The sequence below is a fragment of the Streptosporangium sp. DT93 genome (assembly GCF_049844535.1).
Taxonomy (GTDB): domain Bacteria; phylum Actinomycetota; class Actinomycetes; order Streptosporangiales; family Streptosporangiaceae; genus Streptosporangium.
On record NZ_JBNCLF010000002.1, the window covers coordinates 321,593 to 340,557 of the forward strand.

The 18,965-nt window shown below is 71.8% G+C and carries 17 protein-coding genes; 12 read left to right on the forward strand and 5 right to left on the reverse strand.

Features of this window, described 5'->3' with window-relative positions; genetic code table 11:
* Window positions 1–166 precede the first annotated feature (166 nt).
* Window positions 167–1,528, reverse strand: coding sequence for an FAD-binding oxidoreductase (locus ACLQ2R_RS06650; RefSeq protein ID WP_425958434.1), 1,362 nt, complete (start codon window positions 1,526–1,528; stop codon window positions 167–169).
* A 310-nt stretch (window positions 1,529–1,838) separates the two neighbouring features.
* Between ACLQ2R_RS06650 and ACLQ2R_RS06655 the strand changes: the two genes are divergently transcribed.
* The 3 genes from ACLQ2R_RS06655 (at window position 1,839) to ACLQ2R_RS06665 (ending at window position 5,939) form a co-directional block, all read left to right on the forward strand.
* Complete coding sequence (locus ACLQ2R_RS06655) at window positions 1,839–4,619, forward strand: immune inhibitor A domain-containing protein (protein WP_425958435.1); 2,781 nt, start codon at window positions 1,839–1,841, stop codon at window positions 4,617–4,619.
* 98 nt (window positions 4,620–4,717) lie between these two features.
* Complete coding sequence (locus tag ACLQ2R_RS06660) at window positions 4,718–5,656, forward strand: diacylglycerol/lipid kinase family protein (protein ID WP_425958436.1); 939 nt, start codon at window positions 4,718–4,720, stop codon at window positions 5,654–5,656.
* A gap of 124 nt (window positions 5,657–5,780) precedes the next feature.
* On the forward strand, window positions 5,781–5,939 hold the full coding sequence (locus ACLQ2R_RS06665; protein WP_425958437.1) for a hypothetical protein: 159 nt from the start codon (window positions 5,781–5,783) through the stop codon (window positions 5,937–5,939).
* Between the two features lie 90 nt (window positions 5,940–6,029).
* Here ACLQ2R_RS06665 and mads6 read toward each other — a convergent pair whose 3' ends face one another.
* Window positions 6,030–7,649: a methylation-associated defense system protein kinase MAD6 gene (gene mads6 / locus ACLQ2R_RS06670; RefSeq protein WP_425958438.1), complete on the reverse strand. Its 1,620-nt coding sequence runs from the start codon at window positions 7,647–7,649 to the stop codon at window positions 6,030–6,032.
* Between the two features lie 320 nt (window positions 7,650–7,969).
* On the opposite strand from mads6, the gene ACLQ2R_RS06675 reads away from it, so the two are divergent.
* From ACLQ2R_RS06675 to ACLQ2R_RS06695, 5 genes are all read left to right on the forward strand, one after another.
* Window positions 7,970–8,368, forward strand: a complete 399-nt coding sequence (locus tag ACLQ2R_RS06675) for a phage holin family protein (protein ID WP_386238011.1) — start codon at window positions 7,970–7,972, stop codon at window positions 8,366–8,368.
* A complete protein-coding gene (locus ACLQ2R_RS06680) occupies window positions 8,365–9,126 on the forward strand; it encodes a DUF3618 domain-containing protein (RefSeq protein ID WP_425958439.1) in 762 nt (253 codons plus the stop codon). Before ACLQ2R_RS06675 ends, ACLQ2R_RS06680 begins: the two co-directional genes overlap by 4 nt.
* A complete protein-coding gene (locus tag ACLQ2R_RS06685; protein ID WP_425958440.1) occupies window positions 9,127–10,131 on the forward strand; it encodes a YihY/virulence factor BrkB family protein in 1,005 nt (334 codons plus the stop codon).
* Window positions 10,132–10,568: 437 nt separating this feature from the next.
* Window positions 10,569–11,135 carry a hypothetical protein gene (locus tag ACLQ2R_RS06690; RefSeq protein ID WP_425958441.1) on the forward strand — a complete coding sequence of 189 codons (567 nt, stop codon included), beginning with the start codon at window positions 10,569–10,571 and terminating at the stop codon, window positions 11,133–11,135.
* A gap of 9 nt (window positions 11,136–11,144) precedes the next feature.
* The gene (locus ACLQ2R_RS06695; protein WP_425958442.1) at window positions 11,145–11,618 is read left to right on the forward strand and encodes a VOC family protein; all 474 of its coding nucleotides are present in this window, start codon (window positions 11,145–11,147) and stop codon (window positions 11,616–11,618) included.
* 17 nt (window positions 11,619–11,635) lie between these two features.
* Here ACLQ2R_RS06695 and ACLQ2R_RS06700 read toward each other — a convergent pair whose 3' ends face one another.
* Complete coding sequence (locus ACLQ2R_RS06700; RefSeq protein ID WP_425958443.1) at window positions 11,636–12,334, reverse strand: TenA family protein; 699 nt, start codon at window positions 12,332–12,334, stop codon at window positions 11,636–11,638.
* A 237-nt stretch (window positions 12,335–12,571) separates the two neighbouring features.
* Here ACLQ2R_RS06700 and ACLQ2R_RS06705 point away from each other — a divergent pair, with 237 nt between their 5' ends.
* Window positions 12,572–13,282 (forward strand): FadR/GntR family transcriptional regulator, encoded by a 711-nt coding sequence (locus ACLQ2R_RS06705; protein ID WP_425958444.1) that lies wholly within the window; start codon window positions 12,572–12,574, stop codon window positions 13,280–13,282.
* Between the two features lie 150 nt (window positions 13,283–13,432).
* Here the strand turns inward: ACLQ2R_RS06705 and ACLQ2R_RS06710 are convergent, their stop codons facing one another.
* The gene (locus ACLQ2R_RS06710; protein WP_425958445.1) at window positions 13,433–14,908 is read right to left on the reverse strand and encodes a DUF1996 domain-containing protein; all 1,476 of its coding nucleotides are present in this window, start codon (window positions 14,906–14,908) and stop codon (window positions 13,433–13,435) included.
* A gap of 424 nt (window positions 14,909–15,332) precedes the next feature.
* On the opposite strand from ACLQ2R_RS06710, the gene ACLQ2R_RS06715 reads away from it, so the two are divergent.
* The 3 genes from ACLQ2R_RS06715 to ACLQ2R_RS06725 all read left to right on the forward strand — a co-directional run bounded on the left by ACLQ2R_RS06715 (window position 15,333) and on the right by ACLQ2R_RS06725 (window position 17,840).
* Window positions 15,333–15,851: a MaoC family dehydratase gene (locus tag ACLQ2R_RS06715; RefSeq protein WP_425958446.1), complete on the forward strand. Its 519-nt coding sequence runs from the start codon at window positions 15,333–15,335 to the stop codon at window positions 15,849–15,851.
* A gap of 195 nt (window positions 15,852–16,046) precedes the next feature.
* A complete protein-coding gene (locus ACLQ2R_RS06720) occupies window positions 16,047–17,207 on the forward strand; it encodes an acyl-CoA dehydrogenase family protein (RefSeq protein WP_425958447.1) in 1,161 nt (386 codons plus the stop codon).
* 195 nt (window positions 17,208–17,402) lie between these two features.
* Entirely contained in the window at window positions 17,403–17,840 is a 438-nt protein-coding gene (locus tag ACLQ2R_RS06725; protein WP_425958448.1) for an HIT family protein, read from the forward strand.
* On the opposite strand, the gene ACLQ2R_RS06730 is transcribed toward ACLQ2R_RS06725, so the two are convergent.
* Window positions 17,789–18,934, reverse strand: coding sequence for an EamA family transporter (locus ACLQ2R_RS06730; protein WP_425958449.1), 1,146 nt, complete (start codon window positions 18,932–18,934; stop codon window positions 17,789–17,791). The two genes, ACLQ2R_RS06725 and ACLQ2R_RS06730, sit on opposite strands and share 52 nt — an antisense overlap.
* Window positions 18,935–18,965 lie beyond the last annotated feature (31 nt).

An 18,965-nucleotide genomic window follows, 5' to 3' on the forward strand; every position in this document is an offset into this window, starting at 1 on the left:
AGGCGGATCTTCGACGACCCCGCCGGGGGACGCGGACGGCCCTGCCCGGAGGTGGAGGGCCGCATCTCGGGCGAGACCCCGCCGGGGGACGGGGGCGGCCTTGCCAGGGGAGACGCGAGCCGCACCCCGGACCGGTCCCGCCGGGGAACGGGACGCGGGGCCGGGCTCAGATGGCCTTGCCGGGGTTGAGGATGCCCAGCGGGTCGAAGACCGCCTTGATCCCGTGGTGGATCTCCTCGGTGACCGGCCCGGTCTCCAGCGCCAGCCAGCGCCGCTTCATCAGCCCGACGCCGTGCTCGCCGGTGAGCGTGCCGCCCATCCGCAGCGTCTCCCGGAAGACCGCGTCGGCCGCCGCCCACACGTTGGGCGGGGGCTCGGCCAGGGAGCGGTCGAAGACGAACACCGGGTGCAGGTTCCCGTCCCCGGCGTGGGCGACGGTGGCGATCAGCACGTCGTGCGCGACCGCGATCTCCTCGATCTTCTCGATCATGTACGGCAGCGCGGAGCGCGGCACGCACACGTCCTCCACCAGGCACGTGCCCAGCCGTTCCTTGGCCTCGTAGGCCATCCGCCGGACCGCGATGAGCTCCTCGGCCTCCTGGGGGGACGACGACACCGCCACGAAGGTCGCGCCCGTGGCGGTACAGATCTCGGCCATGCGCGCGGCGACGGCCGGGCCGTCCGCCGCGTCCGACTGGCCGATCAGCATCGCCCGGGTGGCCTCCTCCAGGCCGATGTGCCGCCAGTCGTCGATGGCCTTGAGCGTGTTGCGGTCCAGCATCTCCATCAGGGACGGCTGGCAGCCGGCCGCGATGATCGCCGAGACGGAGGCCGCGGCGTCCCTGAGCGAGCCGAACTCGGCCGCGATCGTCGTCGGGTGGACCGCCGGTGCCCTGCGCAGCCGGACGGTGGCCGCGGTGATCACTCCCAGCGTCCCCTCGGAGCCGACGAACAGACCGGTCAGGTCGTACCCGGTCACGCCCTTCACGGTGCGCCTGCCGGTGTTGATCACCCGCCCGTCGGCGAGCACGACCTCCAGGCCCAGGGCCGAGTCGCGGGTGACGCCGTACTTCACGCAGCGCAGCCCGCCCGCGTTGGTAGCCAGGTTGCCGCCGATGGTGGAGATCTCGTACGAGGAGGGGTCGGGGGCGTACATCAGCCCGTGCTCGCGCGCGGCCCGGTCCAGGTCGGCGGTGATGACGCCCGGCTCCACCACGGCGATCTCGTCGGCGGGGGAGAGCTCCCTGATGGCCGTCATCCGGTGCAGCGCCAGCACGACGCAGCCCTCGACGGCGGTGGCGCCTCCGGCCAGGCCGGTCCCCGCCCCCCGGGGCACCACCGGGACGCGGTGCGCGGTGGCCCAGGCCATCACGGCGACCACGTCGTCGCGGCTGGAGGCCAGTACCACGGCCAGCGGGCTCCCCGGCTCCAGGAAGGTGCGGTCGCGGGCGTAGGAGCCGGTCACGTCGGGGTCGGTCAGCACCTTCTCCGGGGTGAGCGCGGCGACGAGTTCGGAGATAGCGGTCACAGCTTGGACTGTACGACCTGAGGCGGGGTGGCCGCCCCGCGCCCCCATGACCCGAGGTGGGACCGGTCCCGCGCTCCGGAGCTCCGGGGCCGGGAGCCCGCCCCGGGTCCCGTTCCGCCACGCTCGGCCAGGTCAGACGGAAAGTCCGCCATTCAGGGCGAAAGCGGGCTTTATTGCAGTTTTACAACATCATGCATTCGCTTGACTGTTTCTTTACTTTCTCGTCTAACGTCCCGGTTCGGCGCGCTTCATTCCACGCGCCGGAAGGTCCGTGCCCCGGGGGAACCCGCGGCACAGGGAGGGGACGACGTTGTCCGGCAGAGTCAGCAGAGCAGGCGCCCGCAAGCGCCTTCTCGCGATCGTTCCCGTGGTCGGCCTGGCCGTCACGGGACTGGCCGTGGGCGGTGCCTCGGCCAACAGTGACGACTCGGTCGCGCGGTACCAGCCGACCGCGGCCGATTACTACATCAACTACGCGCCGCCCAGGGACGAGCCCGAGGTCGACGACCCGGCCGTGCCCTCGCCCGGCGCCCGCAGGGGCGGCCAGGCCAAGAAGATCGACCGCAAGTACTCCGAGGGGAACCCCGCCGCCGCGCGCGTGCTGGCCTCCCGGGAGGCCGAGGCGATCAGGACCGGGCGCAACCCCATCGACTTCATCTTCAAGAAGTCCAAGACCGTCAGGACCGCCAAGCTCCTGACCCTGCTGGTCGAGTTCAACGACAAGGCCAACGACGACTTCTCCGGCTTCTCCCGCCCGCTGGACGTCAACAGCGAGGACCCGGCCGAGTGCGTCACCGAGCCGGCGGGCACGCTGCTCAACGGCCCCCTGCACAACAAGATCCCCAACCCGGCGACGCTGGCGCACAAGGACAACAACAGCTTCTGGGTGCCCGACTTCAGCCCCGACCACTTCAACAAGATGCTCTACACCAAGGAGGGCATCACCAAGCGGGTCCGCACCGACCTGACCGACCCCCGGGACGGCAAAAAGGGCATCGACATCTCCCGTCACACCATGAAGAACATGTACGAGGAGATGTCCAAGGGCGCCTACACCGTCACCGGGCAGGCCAGCCCGTGGATCAAGGTGCCGCACTCCGAGGCCTACTACGGCGCCCGGGCCTGCGGCCAGCCCGTGCAGGACATGAGCGGCCACCCGGACAACCCGCTCGGCGCCGGCCAGCTCGCCATCGACGCGGTGAACACCCTGGTCGCCACCGACCCGAGCTTCCCCTGGGCCGACTACGACGTCGAGGACGTGGCCGACTCCGACGGTGACGGCAACCTCGCCGAGCCCGACGGCGTCGTCGACCACCTGGTCCTGGTCCACGCCGGCAAGGACAAGTCCTCCGACGGCGGCGCCGAGGGCACGTACGCGATCTGGGCCCACTCCAGCGCGGTGGCCGGCGGCTACCAGGTGCCCGGCAAGAACGTGAAGATCTCCAACTACATCGTGCAGCCCGAGGACTCCGGCGTCGGCGTCTTCGCCCACGAGTACGGCCACGACCTGGGCCTGCCGGACCTCTACGACACCAGCGGCCAGGCGTCCTCCGCCGTGGACTTCTGGGACCTGATGTCCAGCGGCTCGCACAGCGGCCCGATCTTCCAGTCGATGCCCACCCACATGGGCATCTGGGACAAGTGGATCCTGGGCTGGGCCGACCCCGAGGTCTTCAACCCCGGTGACCGCGCCCGCGTCGTCACGATCGGCCAGGCCTCGCGCACGCCCAAGCTCACCGAGGACGGCGTCCGGGTCAACCTGGAGAGCGCCCCGCTGAGCATGGTCGAGCCGCACAGCGGCACCAAGGCGTGGTGGTCCAACCTCGACCAGGAGTGGGCCGACGTCAAGCTCACCCGCGACGTCCCGGTGCCCGCCGGGTCCGACGTGAAGTTCTGGGTCTGGAACAACTACGAGATCGAGCAGGACTGGGACTTCGGCTTCATCGAGGTCTCCACCGACGGCGGAGCCACCTGGACCCAGCAGAAGGTCTACACCGAGGGCGGCGCCCTGGTCTCCACCGACGACGGCTACGACGACCCCAACAAGAACCTCGCCACCTTCGGCAACAAGAAGTACGGCCTCACCGGCAACACCGACGGCTGGCGGCACGACTACGTCGACCTCACCCCGTTCGCCGGCACGGCCGTCAAGCTCCGCCTGACCTACGACACCGACGCGGCCTTCTCCCCGCGCGGCTGGCACGCCGACGACTTCTCGCTCACCAACGGCACCCAGACCGTCTGGAGCGACGACGTCGAGGGCGGCGCCAACGGCTGGACCGCCGCGGGCGGCACCTTCACCAACACCCACGGCCAGGGCTGGACGATCAACGACGGCAAGCGCGAGATCTCCCGCTTCTACCTCGCCGAGTGGCGCAACTTCGACGGGTTCGACAAGGGCCTGCAGCACACCTACACCACCAACTACTCGCGTGACGGCGCGTGGAAGGTGGAGAAGGTCAAGTACAACGCCCCCGGCCTGCTCGTCTGGTACCGCGACTCGACCTACACCAACAACTCGCTGGCCGGCAACCTGGAGCTGCCGCCCAGCATCGGCTCCAAGGGCAGCCTGATCCTGGTCGACTCCCACTTCGACCCGCTCCGGCGGACCGGCACCGCGGCCGAGAAGGACCCCACGACCCTGAAGAACATGCAGGGACGCGTGCAGACCTCCAACGCCGCCTTCTCCTTCGCCAAGACGTACCCGTTCACCGAGTGCTTCGAGGCGCCCGAGGAGCCGTTCAGCGAGTACTGCACCAAGACGGGCGCGCTGCGCGGCGTCTCGGAGTTCACCGACGCCAAGACCTGGTACCCCGGGTTCGAGGCGCGCGGCACCAGCCTGTTCTACCGCGACTTCGACGCCTCGGTGGTCGTCCCCTCCAAGGGCGACCAGCTCTACAGCACCCGCGTGGTCAACGAGAACGGCACCCCCGCCACCGAGCTGTACGGCACCGACATGGGCAACGGCCACGTGCTCGGCTCCGGCAACCCCGGTGACGAGGGCAAGGCGCTGGGAGTGAAGATCAAGCTCCTGACCCCGTTCCCCGGCAACCTCGGCGCGATCGTCCAGGTGACCCCGCCGAAGAAGTGACCCCCTGATCGCCTGAGCACCCCCCAGGAGGGCCCCGCCGTCGTCGACGGCGGGGCCCTACCATGTTCACGGGCACGACCCGACCGGATAGGGGCAGCGTGGGAGAGCTTCGAAGCAAGGCCGAGCACACCGAGGCGATCAGGACCCGGGGCAGGATCTGCGTGGTCGTCAACACGCGCTCCCGCCGCGGCCGGCGCCGCTACCCCGAGGTGGTCCGCCTGCTGCGGGCCGCGGGGTTCGACCCGATCAGGCTCTTCCCCGTGGTCGACCCCAAACGGCTGCGCGCCACCCTGGAGGAGGCTCTGACCGCCGGACCCGACCTGCTCGTGGTGGGCGGGGGGGACGGCACGCTCAGCGCCGCCGTCAAGCACGTCGCCCACCGGGACGTGGCCCTCGGCGTGCTGCCCCTGGGCACCACCAACAACTTCGTCCGCAGCCTGGGCGTCCCGCTCGACCTCGCCGGGGCGATCCGGGTGCTGCGCACCGGCAAGGTCGCCGACATCGACCTGGGCGTCGCCGGGGACCGCGAGTTCGCCAACCTGGCCAGCTTCGGGGTCTCGGTGGAGGTGGCGGGCACGGTGAGCAACACGGTGAAGCGCCTGCTGGGCCGCGCCGCCTACCCGCTCACCGCGCTGACCGTCCTGCCGGGCCACAAGCCCTTCCGGGCCTTCCTGACCGTGGACGGCCGCCGCCACGAGCTGCTCACCCACCAGCTCAACATCGCCAACGGCCGCTTCCACGGCGGCTGGCAGGTCGCCAGGGACATCAGCATCGACAACGGCCGCCTGGTCGCCTACCAGCTCGGTTCGGGCAAGCGGCTGCGCCTGGTGGTGGAGACCCTGCTGCGCGGCGCCGGAGGCCGCTGGCGGAGCGTGGCGGGCGGCCCCTTCGTGGTCGGACGCGAGATGCACCTGGAGACCGACCCGCCGATGGCGGCCGACGTCGACGGCGAGGTCCGCCTGATGACGCCGATCACGATCCGCACCGTCCCGAACGGCCTGCGGGTGATGGTCCCCGAGGAGTTCGTCGACTCCTGAGCGGCCCCCGGGCGGGGCGTGAACCGGGGCGTGAACCGGGGCCGTGGGCCGATGCCGTGGATCGGCGCTGATTGGAGGCGGTGTTCCCGGGTAGTGGACCGGTCTCACGAGAGGGAGGGACACCATGGCTTCGATGATCGACCGCATCAAGAACTACCTGCGCACCCCGCAGGGGCAGCGGAACATGGAGAAGGCCAAGACGATGGCCCGCGACCCGCGCAACCAGCAGAAGATCCGCGGGCTCCTCAACCGCTTCCGCGGCGGTTCCACCCACCACCGCTGATCGTCCTCCCCCGCCTCGCCGGGACCGTCACGGGCCGGGCGGATCGTCGGCCCGTCCCATGACCGTCGCGTCCGCGGGGCAGGCCGCCCCTCAGCTTCCCCTCAGCCGCCGGAACCTCGCCCTGAGCCTGCCCAGCAGCGGTTCCCGTTCCGGCGGGACGGCGGGCGGCCCCGGAACCCCGGACGCGCCGGGTGGATCGGGAACGTCCGGGGCGGGAACGTTCGCGACCCCGGAGACCGGAGCGGGCTCGAAGGCGGGCACCGGAGCCGGCTCGGGGGCCGGGGCGGGCTCGGGGACCGGGACGAACCCGGAAGCCGGGTGTCCCGCCACGGCGGCCTCCGGCGCGGCGGGCGGCTCAGGACGCCGCGCCCGGCGCAGGTCGGCCAGGGCCTCGGCGGCGCAGGGCCGCTTGCCCGGCGCGTGATCGCGCATCCTCCGCAGCAGGTCCATCACCTCCACCGGCGCCTGCCCGGAGACGGGCTCGGCGTCCGGGTCGGCCGCCGGGAGCCTGCCGGTCAGCAACTGGAAGGCGATCACCCCGGCCGCGTACACGTCCGAGGCGGCCGTCATCCGCTCCGGCATCGCCTGGCACTCGGGGGCGGCGTAGTGGGTGTCGAGGACGTTGGGCAGCTCGTTGGCCACGGTGTGGGCGCGCGGGCCCGGCTTGGCGTAGTCGAACCCGGTGAGCATCGCCCCGCCCTCCTCGGTCACCAGCACGCACGCCGGGCTGAGCGCCCGGTGGATCACGTTGTTGGCGTGCACGTGGGCCAGGGCCAGCAGCATGTCCTCCACCACGTCCAGCCGTACCTCGGCCGGGAGCGTGTCCGACGGCGCCCCGGGGCGGCCGGTGAGGTGCAGGTGCAGCGCCCGGCCGTGCACGTCGTCGAGGACCAGCACGAAGCGGCTCTCGTCGTCGACGGCGAAGAAGTCGCGGGCACGCACCACGCACGGGTGCGCCGGGATCCTGGTGAGCGCCTGGTAGGCGTTGGTGATCAGCCGCCGCTCGGCCGCCCTGGGCTCCTCCTCGGCCAGCGGGTCGGCCCGGTAGACGCGCAGCAGGACCGTCTCGCTGCCGGGCACCGTCGCGTTGATCGCCCGGTACTCGGTGACCCGGGTGTCGCCGCCCAGCTCCTCCTCGACCTCCCAGCTGCCGAACCTCGGCGGCGCCGTGGAGCGCCGCACGCTCCCGTTGAGCGCCTCGATGATCGCGGTGCCGTACGGGGTGGTGTCGGTGGTGTGACCGCGCCTGATCCGGGAGACGTCGGCCAGCGTGGCGATCAGCCCGTCCAGGTCGGTGACGTGCCGGGAGTCGCGGCCCGCCGGGTCGATCAGCTCGGCGTCGGTCCCGGTGAGCACCACGAGGCTGTCGACGTAGACCCGGCCCAGCTCGCGGCGTTCCTGGGTGAGCAGGCCCTTGAGCGCGCGCCCGTTGCCGCGCAGCTTGGTCACCGGGGAGCCGAACGCCTGGCGCCGCTGGGGGAACCAGCGCGTCCCGGCGACCTCGATCCGGCCCCGGGTGCCCTTGACGTCGATCACGCAGAGCGAGTGACCGGTCAGGACGATCACGTCCACCTCGAAGGTGTCGTCGCCGCGGGGCACCTCGATGTTGTGCAGCAGCAGCCAGTCGTGCGGGGCGTGGTCGCGCAGGTGGGCGATGACCCGTCGCTCGGCGTCGTTGACCGGGTTACCGCCGCCGACGATCTGTGCCATCTCTAGCGTGCCGCCTTCCTGATCGTGCTCACCCCTGCCACGCAGTATCCCAAGACGCTCATCCTCACGCGCACCCTCGTCCTGCCGCCGTCCGGACACGCGGGCCTCCCTATGATCATGACGTAGTCCCGGGGTCGTCCGTCCGCGTGATCGGCGAGGGCTCCCCGCCGCGGCGCGCGGCCCGCCGGGGAGGGGGCGCGGACGCCCCGCCGCCCGGTGGGCGGCGCCGCCGCCGGAGGATCCCATGATCACGGCCGCGGAACGATGTTTGCCGTGGCCGGAGTGGGTAGACGCCTCTCCGTAGGGGGAGGAGGCACGCCATGACCAACGCCAAGGACGCGCTGCCGACGTCGGAGCTGATCCGGCAGCTTTCTGAGCAGGTTTCCCGTCTCGTACGGGACGAGCTCCGCCTGGCCAGGATCGAGCTGACCGAGAAGGGCAGGCACGCCGGGATCGGTGTGGGCCTGTTCGGCGGCGCCGGGGTCGTGGCCCTGTTCGGAGGCGGCTGCCTGGTCGCCGCGGTGGTCCTGCTGCTCGCGCAGGTCCTGCCCGCCTGGGCGGCGGCGGCGATCGTGGGCGCGGTGCTGCTGGTCGTGGCCGGAGCGCTCGGCTTCTTCGGCAAGCGCCAGGTCACCGAGGCCGTGCCACCGACTCCCGAACGGACCATCGAGAGCGTCAAGGACGACATCGACGCCGTGAAGGAGAGAGCGCACCGATGACTGAGACAGACCCCGGCGGGGAGCGGCCCCAGGCCGAGGCCGGCACCACCGGAGCCCGCCGCAAAGAGGTCGGCGAGCCCGTGACGCCGGAGGAGAGCGGGTCGCTGAACATCCCGCCGAACCAGCCGGACGCCGCGCCCGGCGACGGCGGTGACGGCCGCGACGGCGGCGACGGCCGTGACGTCCCGGCGTCCGCGCACGGCGGCGCGTCCCGGTCCTCCGAGGGCACGCTCGCCGCGGTCCCCGACCCGGACCCGGCGCACACCACCCCGTACGCCAACACCGGGGGCACCGGGGGTGCCGCGGGCACCGGTGCGACGGAGACGAAGATCGGAAAGACCGTCGGAGGCGACGGCGGGAACGACACCGAGAGCGTGCGTCGTGACATCGAGGACGCGCGCCGCGAACTGGGCGACACCGTGGAGGCACTCGTGCACAAGACCGATGTGAAGGGCCGACTGCAGGAGACCGCCGGTCAGAAGGTCGACGACCTGCGCAAGGTCGGCGCGGCGACGGCGACCACCGCCACCGAGATGGTGGAGCGGGTCAAGGCCGCCGCCCCGGAGATGGTCGGCCGCGTGAGGGAGGCGGCCCCCGAGGTCGTCGGCAGGGTCAAGGAGGTGACCCCCGTCGAGCTCAAGGACGCGGCGGGCAAGGTCACCACCGAGGCGGGCAAGCGCCCCGTCGCGACGGCCGCCGTGCTGGCCGCGCTGGCGCTGATCTTCTTCAGGGTCCTGCGGCGGGGCAAGAAGAAGTAGATGTCCCGCAGCACCGGCAGAGCCGCTCCCGGAACATCGCGGGGGCGGCTCGCTCTTGTCCCCCAGAGCCCCTCGGACCTGCCCAGGCGGGCCTGGTGGGGGGTGCTCAGGCGGACCGTCTCGGAGTTCCAGCAGGACGGGCTGCCCGACTGGGCCGCGGCCCTCACCTACTACGGGGTGCTCTCGATCTTCCCCGGCCTGATCGTGCTGGTCTCCCTGCTGGGCCTGGTCGGCCAGGACGTGATCTCCAGCATCCTGGCCCAGGTCGCGATCCTCGCGCCGGGCGACGTCACGAGGCTGGTGAGCGACCAGATCGCCCAGTTGCGCGGCAGCGGCGGCGCCAGGGGCGTTCTGGCGATCGTCGGCCTGCTGGTCGCCCTGTGGTCGGCGTCGGGCTACATCGCCGCCTTCGTCCGGGCCGGGAACGCGATCTACGACATCCGCGAGGGGCGTCCGCTGTGGAAGCTGACCCCGCTCAGGATCGGGCTGACGCTGGTGTTCGTCGTCCTGATGGCCGCCGGGGCGGTGGCCGTGACCTTCACCGGCAGGCTGGCCCGGCTGGCGGGGGACGCGCTGGGCGTGGGGGAGACCGCGGTCGCGATCTGGGACTACGCCAAGTGGCCGGTGCTGGTGCTGATCGCCACGGGGCTGGTGATGCTGCTCTACTGGGCCGCGCCCAACGTCCGCCAGCCGGGGTTCCGCTGGATCAGCCCCGGCGGGCTGCTGGCGGTGCTGCTCTGGGTCGTGGTCTCCGCCGGGTTCGCGCTCTACGTCGCCAACTTCGGCTCCTACGACAAGACCTACGGCACGCTCGGCGCCGTCGTGGTCTTCCTGGTGTGGCTCTGGCTGTCGAACATGGCCATCCTGCTGGGGGCCGAGTTCGACGCCGAGCTCATGCGGGGGCGCCGGATCGCCGCGGGTCACCCGCCCGAGCAGGAGCCCTACGTCGAGCCCAGGGACGAGGCCGAGGATGAGGGCCCGGTGCCGGGTCCCGGCGAGCGCTGACCTTTCCCCGTGCGCTCCGCCGGATCACGGACGCCCGGTCCCCAGCCTCGGCGGGCGCTGACTTCGGTCCCTCCGAAATACAGAAAACCGCTGGATTTATACGGATGTATCGGGAGTTAAAATCCCGGTAAAGCACGTCCATGCTCGCCGGGGTATTCTGACCGTTTCCGGGTGGGCGGGCGGACCCCCTCCTCTCCGCCCGCCCGGGTTCCCCGGCCGTCACGGCCTTCCCGGTCTCCGGCCCCTTCTGGGACTTCCGAATTCTTTGTGGTACGTCCCACGGCATGTCATGCCTTATGGCTTTTAGTTGAAGATGCGTACGATGTCCTATTGGCTGGAAAGGCGGGTATCCCGATCTCGCCCGCGCGAGCGCCCGGCCACCTGTAGCGTTCGGGGAGCAGGACACGCTCTCGGGGGCAGGACACATCGGAGGTCTCATGCGCCGTGCTCTCGGGATCGCCGTCGGCCTCGTTCTCGTCGCGGCCGCCCTGACGCCACCCCAGGCCCAGGCCAGCTGCGTCACGGAGGCCAAAAAGTGCGGGGGGAAGCCGCTGATCGGCATCGAGGTGGCGGCCAAGGCCGTCCCCCGCGCGACCGGGAGCCGCCGGATCTCCTACACGCTCGACTACACCATGACCCCGACCCCCTCCTTCGCCCCCTACTGGGGGGACTTCTGGGTGGGAGGCCGCTTCCCCCGCGGCGCGCGCGGGCCCACCACGGCGACGCTCCTGGACGCCACCGGCAGGCGGCTCGCCGTGCTGGCCTGCCGCAGGCACGCCGACGGCGTCTGGTGCGCCGCCGGGAGCCACCTGCCGCACCGGGGACGGATCGTGTTCACGGCCCGCATCGCCCCCGGTGGCCCGGCCACCGCCAGGCTCGGCTTCGACAGCTTCGAGGCACTCGACCGCGGGCAGTCCGAGCGGCGCCGCACCCGCGCGCAGGCGCGCGCGACATTCTGCAACCACCGTTTCACCACGATCGTCGCCATGACGCCGGACTCCTGAGGAGACGAGTTGAACGCCGTACTGACCGGTGTGCACCATCTCAAACTGTGGGTGAGCGACCTGGAGCGGAGCCGATCCTGGTACGAGCGCGTGCTCGGCCTGGAGCACCACATCAGCTTCGAGGACGAGGACGGCGTGATCCGGGGCATGAGCTTCACCGTCCCCGGGGCGGGCTTCCAGATCGCGCTGCGCGAGAACCCCGACCTGGCCAGGGCCCTGCACGACGCCGATCCCTTCGCCCTTCAGGTCACCCGCGACGGCCTCGACGCCTGGGTCGCCCGCCTCGACGCCCTGGACGTCCCGCACAGCCCGGTCATCCGCGCCTCGGCCGGCCACGCGCTCGGCTTCACCGACCCCGACGGCGTGCAGATCCGCCTGTACGCCCCCGACGAGGAGGTCCACGCGGCCCAGGTGGACGCCGAGGGCGTCTACCGCTCCGCCGCACCGGCCCGGGAGCCCGCCCCCGGACCGGACGGGACCTGACGCGCGTCCCGGGCCGTTCAGTAGTCGGTGGCCATGTCGAAGAAGCGCCGTTCCAGCCGTACGGCACGGCGGAAGACGTCGAGCACGCGCAGCCGTCCGTCCTCGCCGAGGAGGGGCCCCAGCCGGTCCAGCTCGCCGCGGATGAACTGCACCCAGGCGCGGAACTCCGGCCCCTCGTGCAGGTCGATCCACTCGCGGTGCACGAAGTTCTTCGGCAGCGGCTCGACGGCCAGGCTCGCCCACCCCAGGTAGGACCACTCGGCCACGCAGAGCAGCGCCAGGACGACCGGGTAGTCCAGGCTGCGCCTGGCCTCGTCCATCAGGGCCCGGAATTCCTCCGTCACCGGCTCCAGCCGGGGAGAGGCCAGCTCGGCGGGGGTGACGCCGAGCGCCTCCAGGGCCCGCTCGAAGTACGTCAGCTCCTCGGAGGTGGCGGTCTGGCCGAGGAACCGGCCGAACGGCACCCGCGACTCGAAGCTGTCCGCGCTGGCCACGGCCGCGCCGAGCAGGGCCGTGAAGGAGTCGACGAACTGGAGGTCCTGGAGCAGGTAGCGCCGCATGGCGGCGTCGGGCACGTCTCCCCGGGTGATCGAGGCGGCGAACGGATGGCTCACCACCGCGGTCCAGTCGGGCTCGCTCAGCGAGCGCAGCCACTCGCTGAAGGAGGCGTCGTCGGCACTCGCGCGCCACTCGTCGTAGGGAACGACCTGCTCCACCGGTCTTCTCCTCACCGTCCGCCCCACGGGGGCTCTCCGCGCGCCGGTCCCCGCGTGCCGGTCCCCGGCGCGACGCCGTCAGCGTGAATCGTAGTCCGCGCCCCGCGACCGCGGCGGTCGCGGAACACGCCGGGGCGGGGGCACGAGGGGGGCCGGGCCCTGCCGGACATGTCGGGAGGGTGCGCGCGGGGGGCCGGGGCACTCCCGGACATGTCCGGTTTCCCTTACGATCGCCGGGTGACCGCCTACCAGGCACTCGCCGCGGACCTGCGCCGTCGCATCGTCTCCGGGGAGTTCCTGCCGGGGGACCGGTTGCCCGTCGAACCCGAGCTGTGCGCCGGGTACGGCGTCAGCCGCAGCACGGTCCGCGAGGCATTGCGCCTGCTGACCAGCCAGAACCTCATCAGGACCGTGCGCGGGACGGCCGGGGGCAGCTTCGTCGCCCACCCCGATCCCGACCACATCAGCGCCTACCTGGAGACCAGCGTCGACATGATGCGGCCGGGCATCGACCAGCTCACCGAGATCAGGGAGCTGCTGGAGGTCCCCGCGGCCGGGCTGGCGGCCCTCCGCCGCAGCGGGGCCGACCTGGAGGCGCTGCGCGGCTGCATCGCCGGGGCGCGCGGACGCGCGGCCGGGGAGGTCTTCGCGCCCAACCGCGACTTCCACGTGGTGCTGCTCCGCGCGGCGGGGAACCCGCTCCTGGAGATCGTGGCCCGCCCGGTCTTCGAGGTGCTGGAGGGGCGCTTCGTCCGCGACCGCGCGCCGCGCGCCGCGCTCGACGCGATCGACCGCGAGCACCGGATCGTGCTGCGCCACGTCGAGGCGGGGGACGCGGAGGGTGCCCGCGAGGCCACCCGCAGGCACCTGGAGAACCTCAGGACGGTCTACTACCCGAGCGTGGAACGGCCCGCCCCGGCCAGCCGGGATCCCGCCCCGGCCGGCTGAGGTCCGTACGGACCTCGGATCCTCACGCGGGGCGCGGGAGCGCGGGCCCGCGCGACGGCACCGCGCGGACCCGCGCGGACCCGTGCGGACCCGTGCGGACCCGTGCGGGCCCGCGCGGGCCAGGGCCCGCGACGTGGCCGGCGGGACGGGTCAGCGGCCCCAGCCCGGCGTGGTGCCGCACTTGGCCTTCGCGTTGATGCAGACCTTCACGAGCGCGCCGAGCGCCTCGGGCTTCCACGCGTTCATGAAGTCCCCGTGCATCGAGGACGGCAGGCCCGACGACAGCGACAGGCCGTCACCGCCGAGGGAGTCGTAGCCGACCATGAGCGAGACGCTGGGGATCGCGACCGGATGGGTACCGGAGCACCGGCCGTCCCTCATCGGCGCCATGTGCGACTTGTGGTCGGGCGAATCGATGTGCTTGCCGTCCCAGCAGTCCTGGAACGTCAGCTGGTAGATCAGGTTGCCGCCCCGCGCGCAGACGGGCCAGTTGCCGTCGTCGCTGCGTCCGGTCTCCGCGCTGCCGGCGCACCAGAACTGGCCGCCGGCGTTCTTCGGCGTCGCCACCTGCCGCTTCGCGTCGCCCTGCACCGCGACCAGGCCCGGCGGGAACGGCACGACGTCGGAGGGGTCCTTGAGCCGGGAGCCGTAGTACACCCGGAAGTTCTTCATCGGGACCGGCTTGCCGTCACGCATCAGGGTCGGCACCCAGTAGGCGCTGTTGTCCCCGGGCGCGTCGCAGTTCGTGGTACCCGCGAGCAGGTCCTCGGTCGTGGTGGCCGCCGTCACCTTCGGGCCGAAGAAGGTGTGCAGGTGGGAGGCGCCGGGCAGGCCGGGCAGCACGACCGGGTCGTCCTTGGCCTGGTTGGCCACCTCGCAGTTGGTCTGGAACTCGGGGACCCTCACGATTCCCGCGGGGACCGGCTGGGGGGCGATCTTGTCGAACGCCTCCAGGGCCTTCTTCCAGGCGGCCTGGTTCACCGGCACCCAGCCGCGGGCGGGCGGGGCGGTGCCGGACGGGGTGGCGCTGGGCGTCGGCCTGGGCGTCGGCCTGGCCGTCGAGGTCGGGGTCGGGGTCGGGGTCGAGGGGCCCGAGCCGGTGCCGAAGACCTGGAACTCCCACAGCGAGACGCCGTAGCGGCCGGACCGCTTGGTCGCGTACAGCCGGACGAACCGGCCGGTGGCCGACACGTCGACGGTCTGGACGCCGCCCTTGCCCGCCGTGGTGCCGTACACCGTCTTCCAGGGGCCGTCACCGCCGGCGGCGGTCTGGATCTGGAACGCCGTGGCGTAGGCGTTCTCCCAGTTGAGGACGATCTTCTTGATGGCGGTGGACCTGCCGAGGTCGACCGTGAGCCACTGCGGGTCGCTGAACCCGCTGCCCCAGCGGGTGGTGGTCCTGCCGTCGAAGGCGGCCTGGGCCGACAGGTCGGCGCGCTCCGCAGAGGAGGCGTAGGCGGTACGACCCTGCGAGAGGGGCACCTCGGCCGCGGCGGCCGGGGAGGCGACGCTCACCACGGAGGTGCCCAGGAGACCGACGAGAACACCGGTCATCGCCAGGCGCCGGGCCTGACGTGAGACGGACGCGCGTCCGGCCCGGATGCCGCGCGAGGCGGTTGTGATCATAGTGAACGAGGTCCTTGTCCTGTGGGGAAGTCGTGCGGGGACGTCCGGCGGCTTCGTACGTGCCGCCACACAGGAGACCCGCGGGCCACGGGGGGATAACGAAAACTTCCGAGAGGTTCGAACCTTTTCGCCGCCCGTCCTGCCGCGGGCACGTCCTGCACGGTCCGTCTCGTGCTCTGCCTGTCTCGTGCCCGGTCTGTCTCGTGCTCTGCCTGTCTCGTGCCCGGTCTGTCTCGTGCTCGGCCCGTCTCGTGCCTGGTCCGTCTGTCTGCCCGGCGGTGGCTCTGATCTCGTACCGGACATGCGGCCGTGTAGCGGACAAGGGACTTCGTACCGGACGTGGAGGAAGAAATGACCGGGTCGGCCATTGACCGGTGAAACGTCAGACGATTAGCGTCGAGGTCCCGCCGTCCAGGGAGAGACCGTGACCGTGCACGAACCCGGCCTCGGCCGGTACTACGAGGACTTCGTCGTCGGTGACGTCTACCGGCATCCGCTCGGCCGCACGATCAGCGAGGCCGACAACACCTGGTTCACCCTGCTGACGATGAACACCAACCAGAACCACTTCAACGCGCACTTCGCCGAGCGCGCCCCGGTCGGGAAGATCATCGTCAACTCCGGGCTGACCGTGGCGATCGTGCTGGGCCTGTCGGTGATCGACGTCAGCCAGACCGCGCTGATGAACCTCGGCTGGGACGAGATCAGGCTGACCCACCCGGTCTTCCTGGGCGACACCCTGTACGCCGAGTCGATCGTGGTCGAGAAGCGCGAGTCGGGCTCGCGGCCGTACGCCGGGATCGTCACCTGCCGGACCCGCGGGCTCAACCAGGACGGCGACGAGATCATGTCCTGGCGCCGCACGGTGATGGTCTACCGCCGCGACGCCCCGCACGACAAGAACTACTTCCCGCGGGCCAAGACCGGCCCGCTCACCCCCTGAGACCTCCTCGCGCCTCCGGGACTTCCGGGAACCCGGCGGACCTCCGGGCCCCGGACCTCCGGGTCCCCGACGACCTCCGGGGACCCCGGACCTCTTGGAGCCCAACCCCCCGGACCTCCGGAGCCTCCGAACCCCCGAGCCCCGGCGGACCCTGAGAACCCCGCGAGTCGCCTCCCCTTCCGAAAGGACCTCGTGATGGACTTCGAGCTCAACGAGGAACAGCAGCTGTTCCGCCGGACCCTGCGGGAGTTCGTCGACAAGGAGATCGTGCCGGTCGCCTCCGAGTGGGAGCGGACCGGCCGCTACCCCACGGAGATCGTCGAGGGCTTCGGGCGGATGGGACTGTTCGGGATCACGATCCCGGAGGAGTACGGCGGGCTGGCACTGGACCGGGTGTCGTTCGCCCTGGTCTTCGAGGAGATCGCGCGCGGCTGGATGGGTGTGGCCGGGGTGCTCGGCTCCCACTCGCTGGCCTCCTGGATGATCGCCAGGTACGGGACCCCGGAGCAGAAGGACGCCTATCTGCCCGACCTGGCGACCGGTGCCCGCCGTACCGGCATCGCGCTGACCGAACCGGCGGCCGGCACCGACCTGCAGGGCATCCAGACCCGCGCCGTCCGCGACGGCGACCACTACGTGATCAACGGCACCAAGACCTGGATCACCAACGCCCGGCACGCCGACCCGATGCCGGTGCTGGTCAAGACCTCGCTGACCGATCCGGCCCACCGGGGGATGTCGCTGATCCTCGTCGAGGCCGGCACCCCCGGCTACACCGTCAGCCGCGACCTGCCCAAGCTCGGCTACAAGGGCACCGAGACCTGCGAGATCGTCCTGGAGGACGTGCGCGTCCCGGTGTCGGCGCTGCTCGGCGGGACCGAGGGGCGGGGCATGCAGCAGGCGCTGTCCGCGCTGGAGCTCGGCCGGGTCAACATCGCGGCCCGCGCGGTCGGCCTGTCCCAGTGCGCCTACGACGCCGCGCTGACCTACTCGCGCGAGCGTCACGCCTTCGGGCAGCCGATCGCCGACTTCCAGGCCGTCCAGCTCAAGATCGCCGACATGGCCACCGACATCCAGGCGGCCCGGCTGCTGACGTACTGGGCGGCGGTCCGCTCCGAGAGCGGCGCGGTGAACTCCGAGGCCGCCATGGCCAAGTACTTCGCCTCCGAGGTCGCGTTGCGCACCACCATGGAGGCGATGCGGATCCACGGCGGCTACGGCTACTCGCAGGAGTTCGTGCTGGAACGGCTCTACCGCGACGCGCCCCTGATGGCCATCGGGGAGGGCACCAACGACATCCAGCGGATGGTCATCGCCAGATCGCTCATCTCCGGCAGCGCCAAGGTCGGCTGGTAAGCCGGTCCCGGCCTCCCACTGCCCAGACCCCTTATGGTCCCAGCCCTCCCACGCCCCGAACCCTCGCGCGGCTTCGGCACGTCCGAGGTTCCGGCCCTTCCGGGGTTCCGGCCCTCACAAGGCTCCGGTCCTGGCGGTGACGCCCCCGCCGCCGGGTGATCGTGGGCGCGGCCGGTCCTGCCCTATCCTGGCGTGATGCCGGATGGGGAGTGTCTGTTCTGTGCCATCGTGGCCGGTGAGCGTCCGGCCACGGTCGTGTTGTCCGACGACGTGACCGTGGCCTTCCTGGACACGCGGCCGGTCTTCAAGGGCCACGTGCTGGTGGTCCCGCGGACCCATGTCGAGACGCTGACGGACCTGCCGGTGCCGTCGGTCGGCCCGTTCTTCGAACGTGTCCGCAGCGTCGCCGCCGCCGTCGAGCGAGGACTGGAGGCGGGCGGCACGTTCGTCGCGATGAACAACCGGATCAGCCAGAGCGTCCCGCACCTGCACGTCCACGTCGTCCCCCGCAACCGCAAGGACGGCCTGCGCGGCTTCTTCTGGCCCCGTACGAAGTACGACGACCTCGCCGAGGCCGAGTCCTACGCCGTCCGCGTCCGCGAGGCCATCGGCTCGGCCCCGCCGACCGGCTGACCTCCTTCGGGCTCAACCCGACCAGGCTCAACCCGACCTGGCTCCACCCGACCTGGCTCCGCCTCACCCGGCGGCGTCCTGCCCGGCCGTGTCCCACCGGCCTGCCGGTCCCTCTCCGGGGCGGCGGTGTCCGCCGTCGAGCCGGGCCGGTCGGGTCGTTCCGGCCGCCCCTGCCGCCCCTGCCATCCCTGCCGGCCGCGCAGGAGCGGGAGCAGCCGTGCCGTGGCGGGTCGGCCGAGGAGGACTCCGAGGAGGGTCAGCGCCAGGCCGCAGAGCTGCCGCGCGCTGAGCGCCTCCCGCGCGACCAGCGTGCCGAGCAGCACCCCGGTCACCGGGTTCAGCAGCCCCACGAGTCCCACGGTGCCCGTCGGGAGGTGGCGCAGTCCCGCGAACCAGGCGGCGAAGGCGAGGGCCGTCGCGATGACGGTGACGTAGCCGAACCCGAGGACCGCCGGCACGTCCAGGGCGGGCGGCGCGCCCTCCAGGACGACGGCGAAGGGCAGCAGGACGATCCCTCCGGCGATGAGCTGCCACGAGGTCGACGACAGCACATCGACGCTCCCGGCACCCCCGGCACCCCCGGTGTCCGCGCTGTTCCATCGCTTGGCCAGCACGTAGCCGATCGACGACATCACCATGGCCGTCACGGACGCGAGCACGCCGACGGGGTCGACGGCGGCCGTGCCGGTGAACAGCATGAGGCACACCCCCGCGACGCCGACGCCCGCTCCGGCCAGGTGCGGGATCCGCGGGCGTTCCGAGACCATCGTCCAGGCCAGGAGCATCATCACGGCGGGCGACGTCGCCATGATCGTCGAGGCGACGCTCGTCGGGAGCGACTGGGCCGCCACGTAGATCAGCGCGAAGAACGCGCTCATGTTGAGCGTCCCGAGGACCGCCGACCTCCACCACCACGACCCGTGCGGCAGCCTCCTGCGGAGCAGGAGGAGCAGGAGCCCCGCGGGCAGGGCACGAATGGCGGCCCCGTACAGGGGATGGCCGGGCGGGAGGAACCGGTCGGTGACGAGGTAGGTCGCCCCCCACGCGATCGGCGCCGTCGCGGTGACCAGGACCCACCGTACATTAGCTTCCATGGAAGACACTATAGCTTCCCGGGAAGCTATA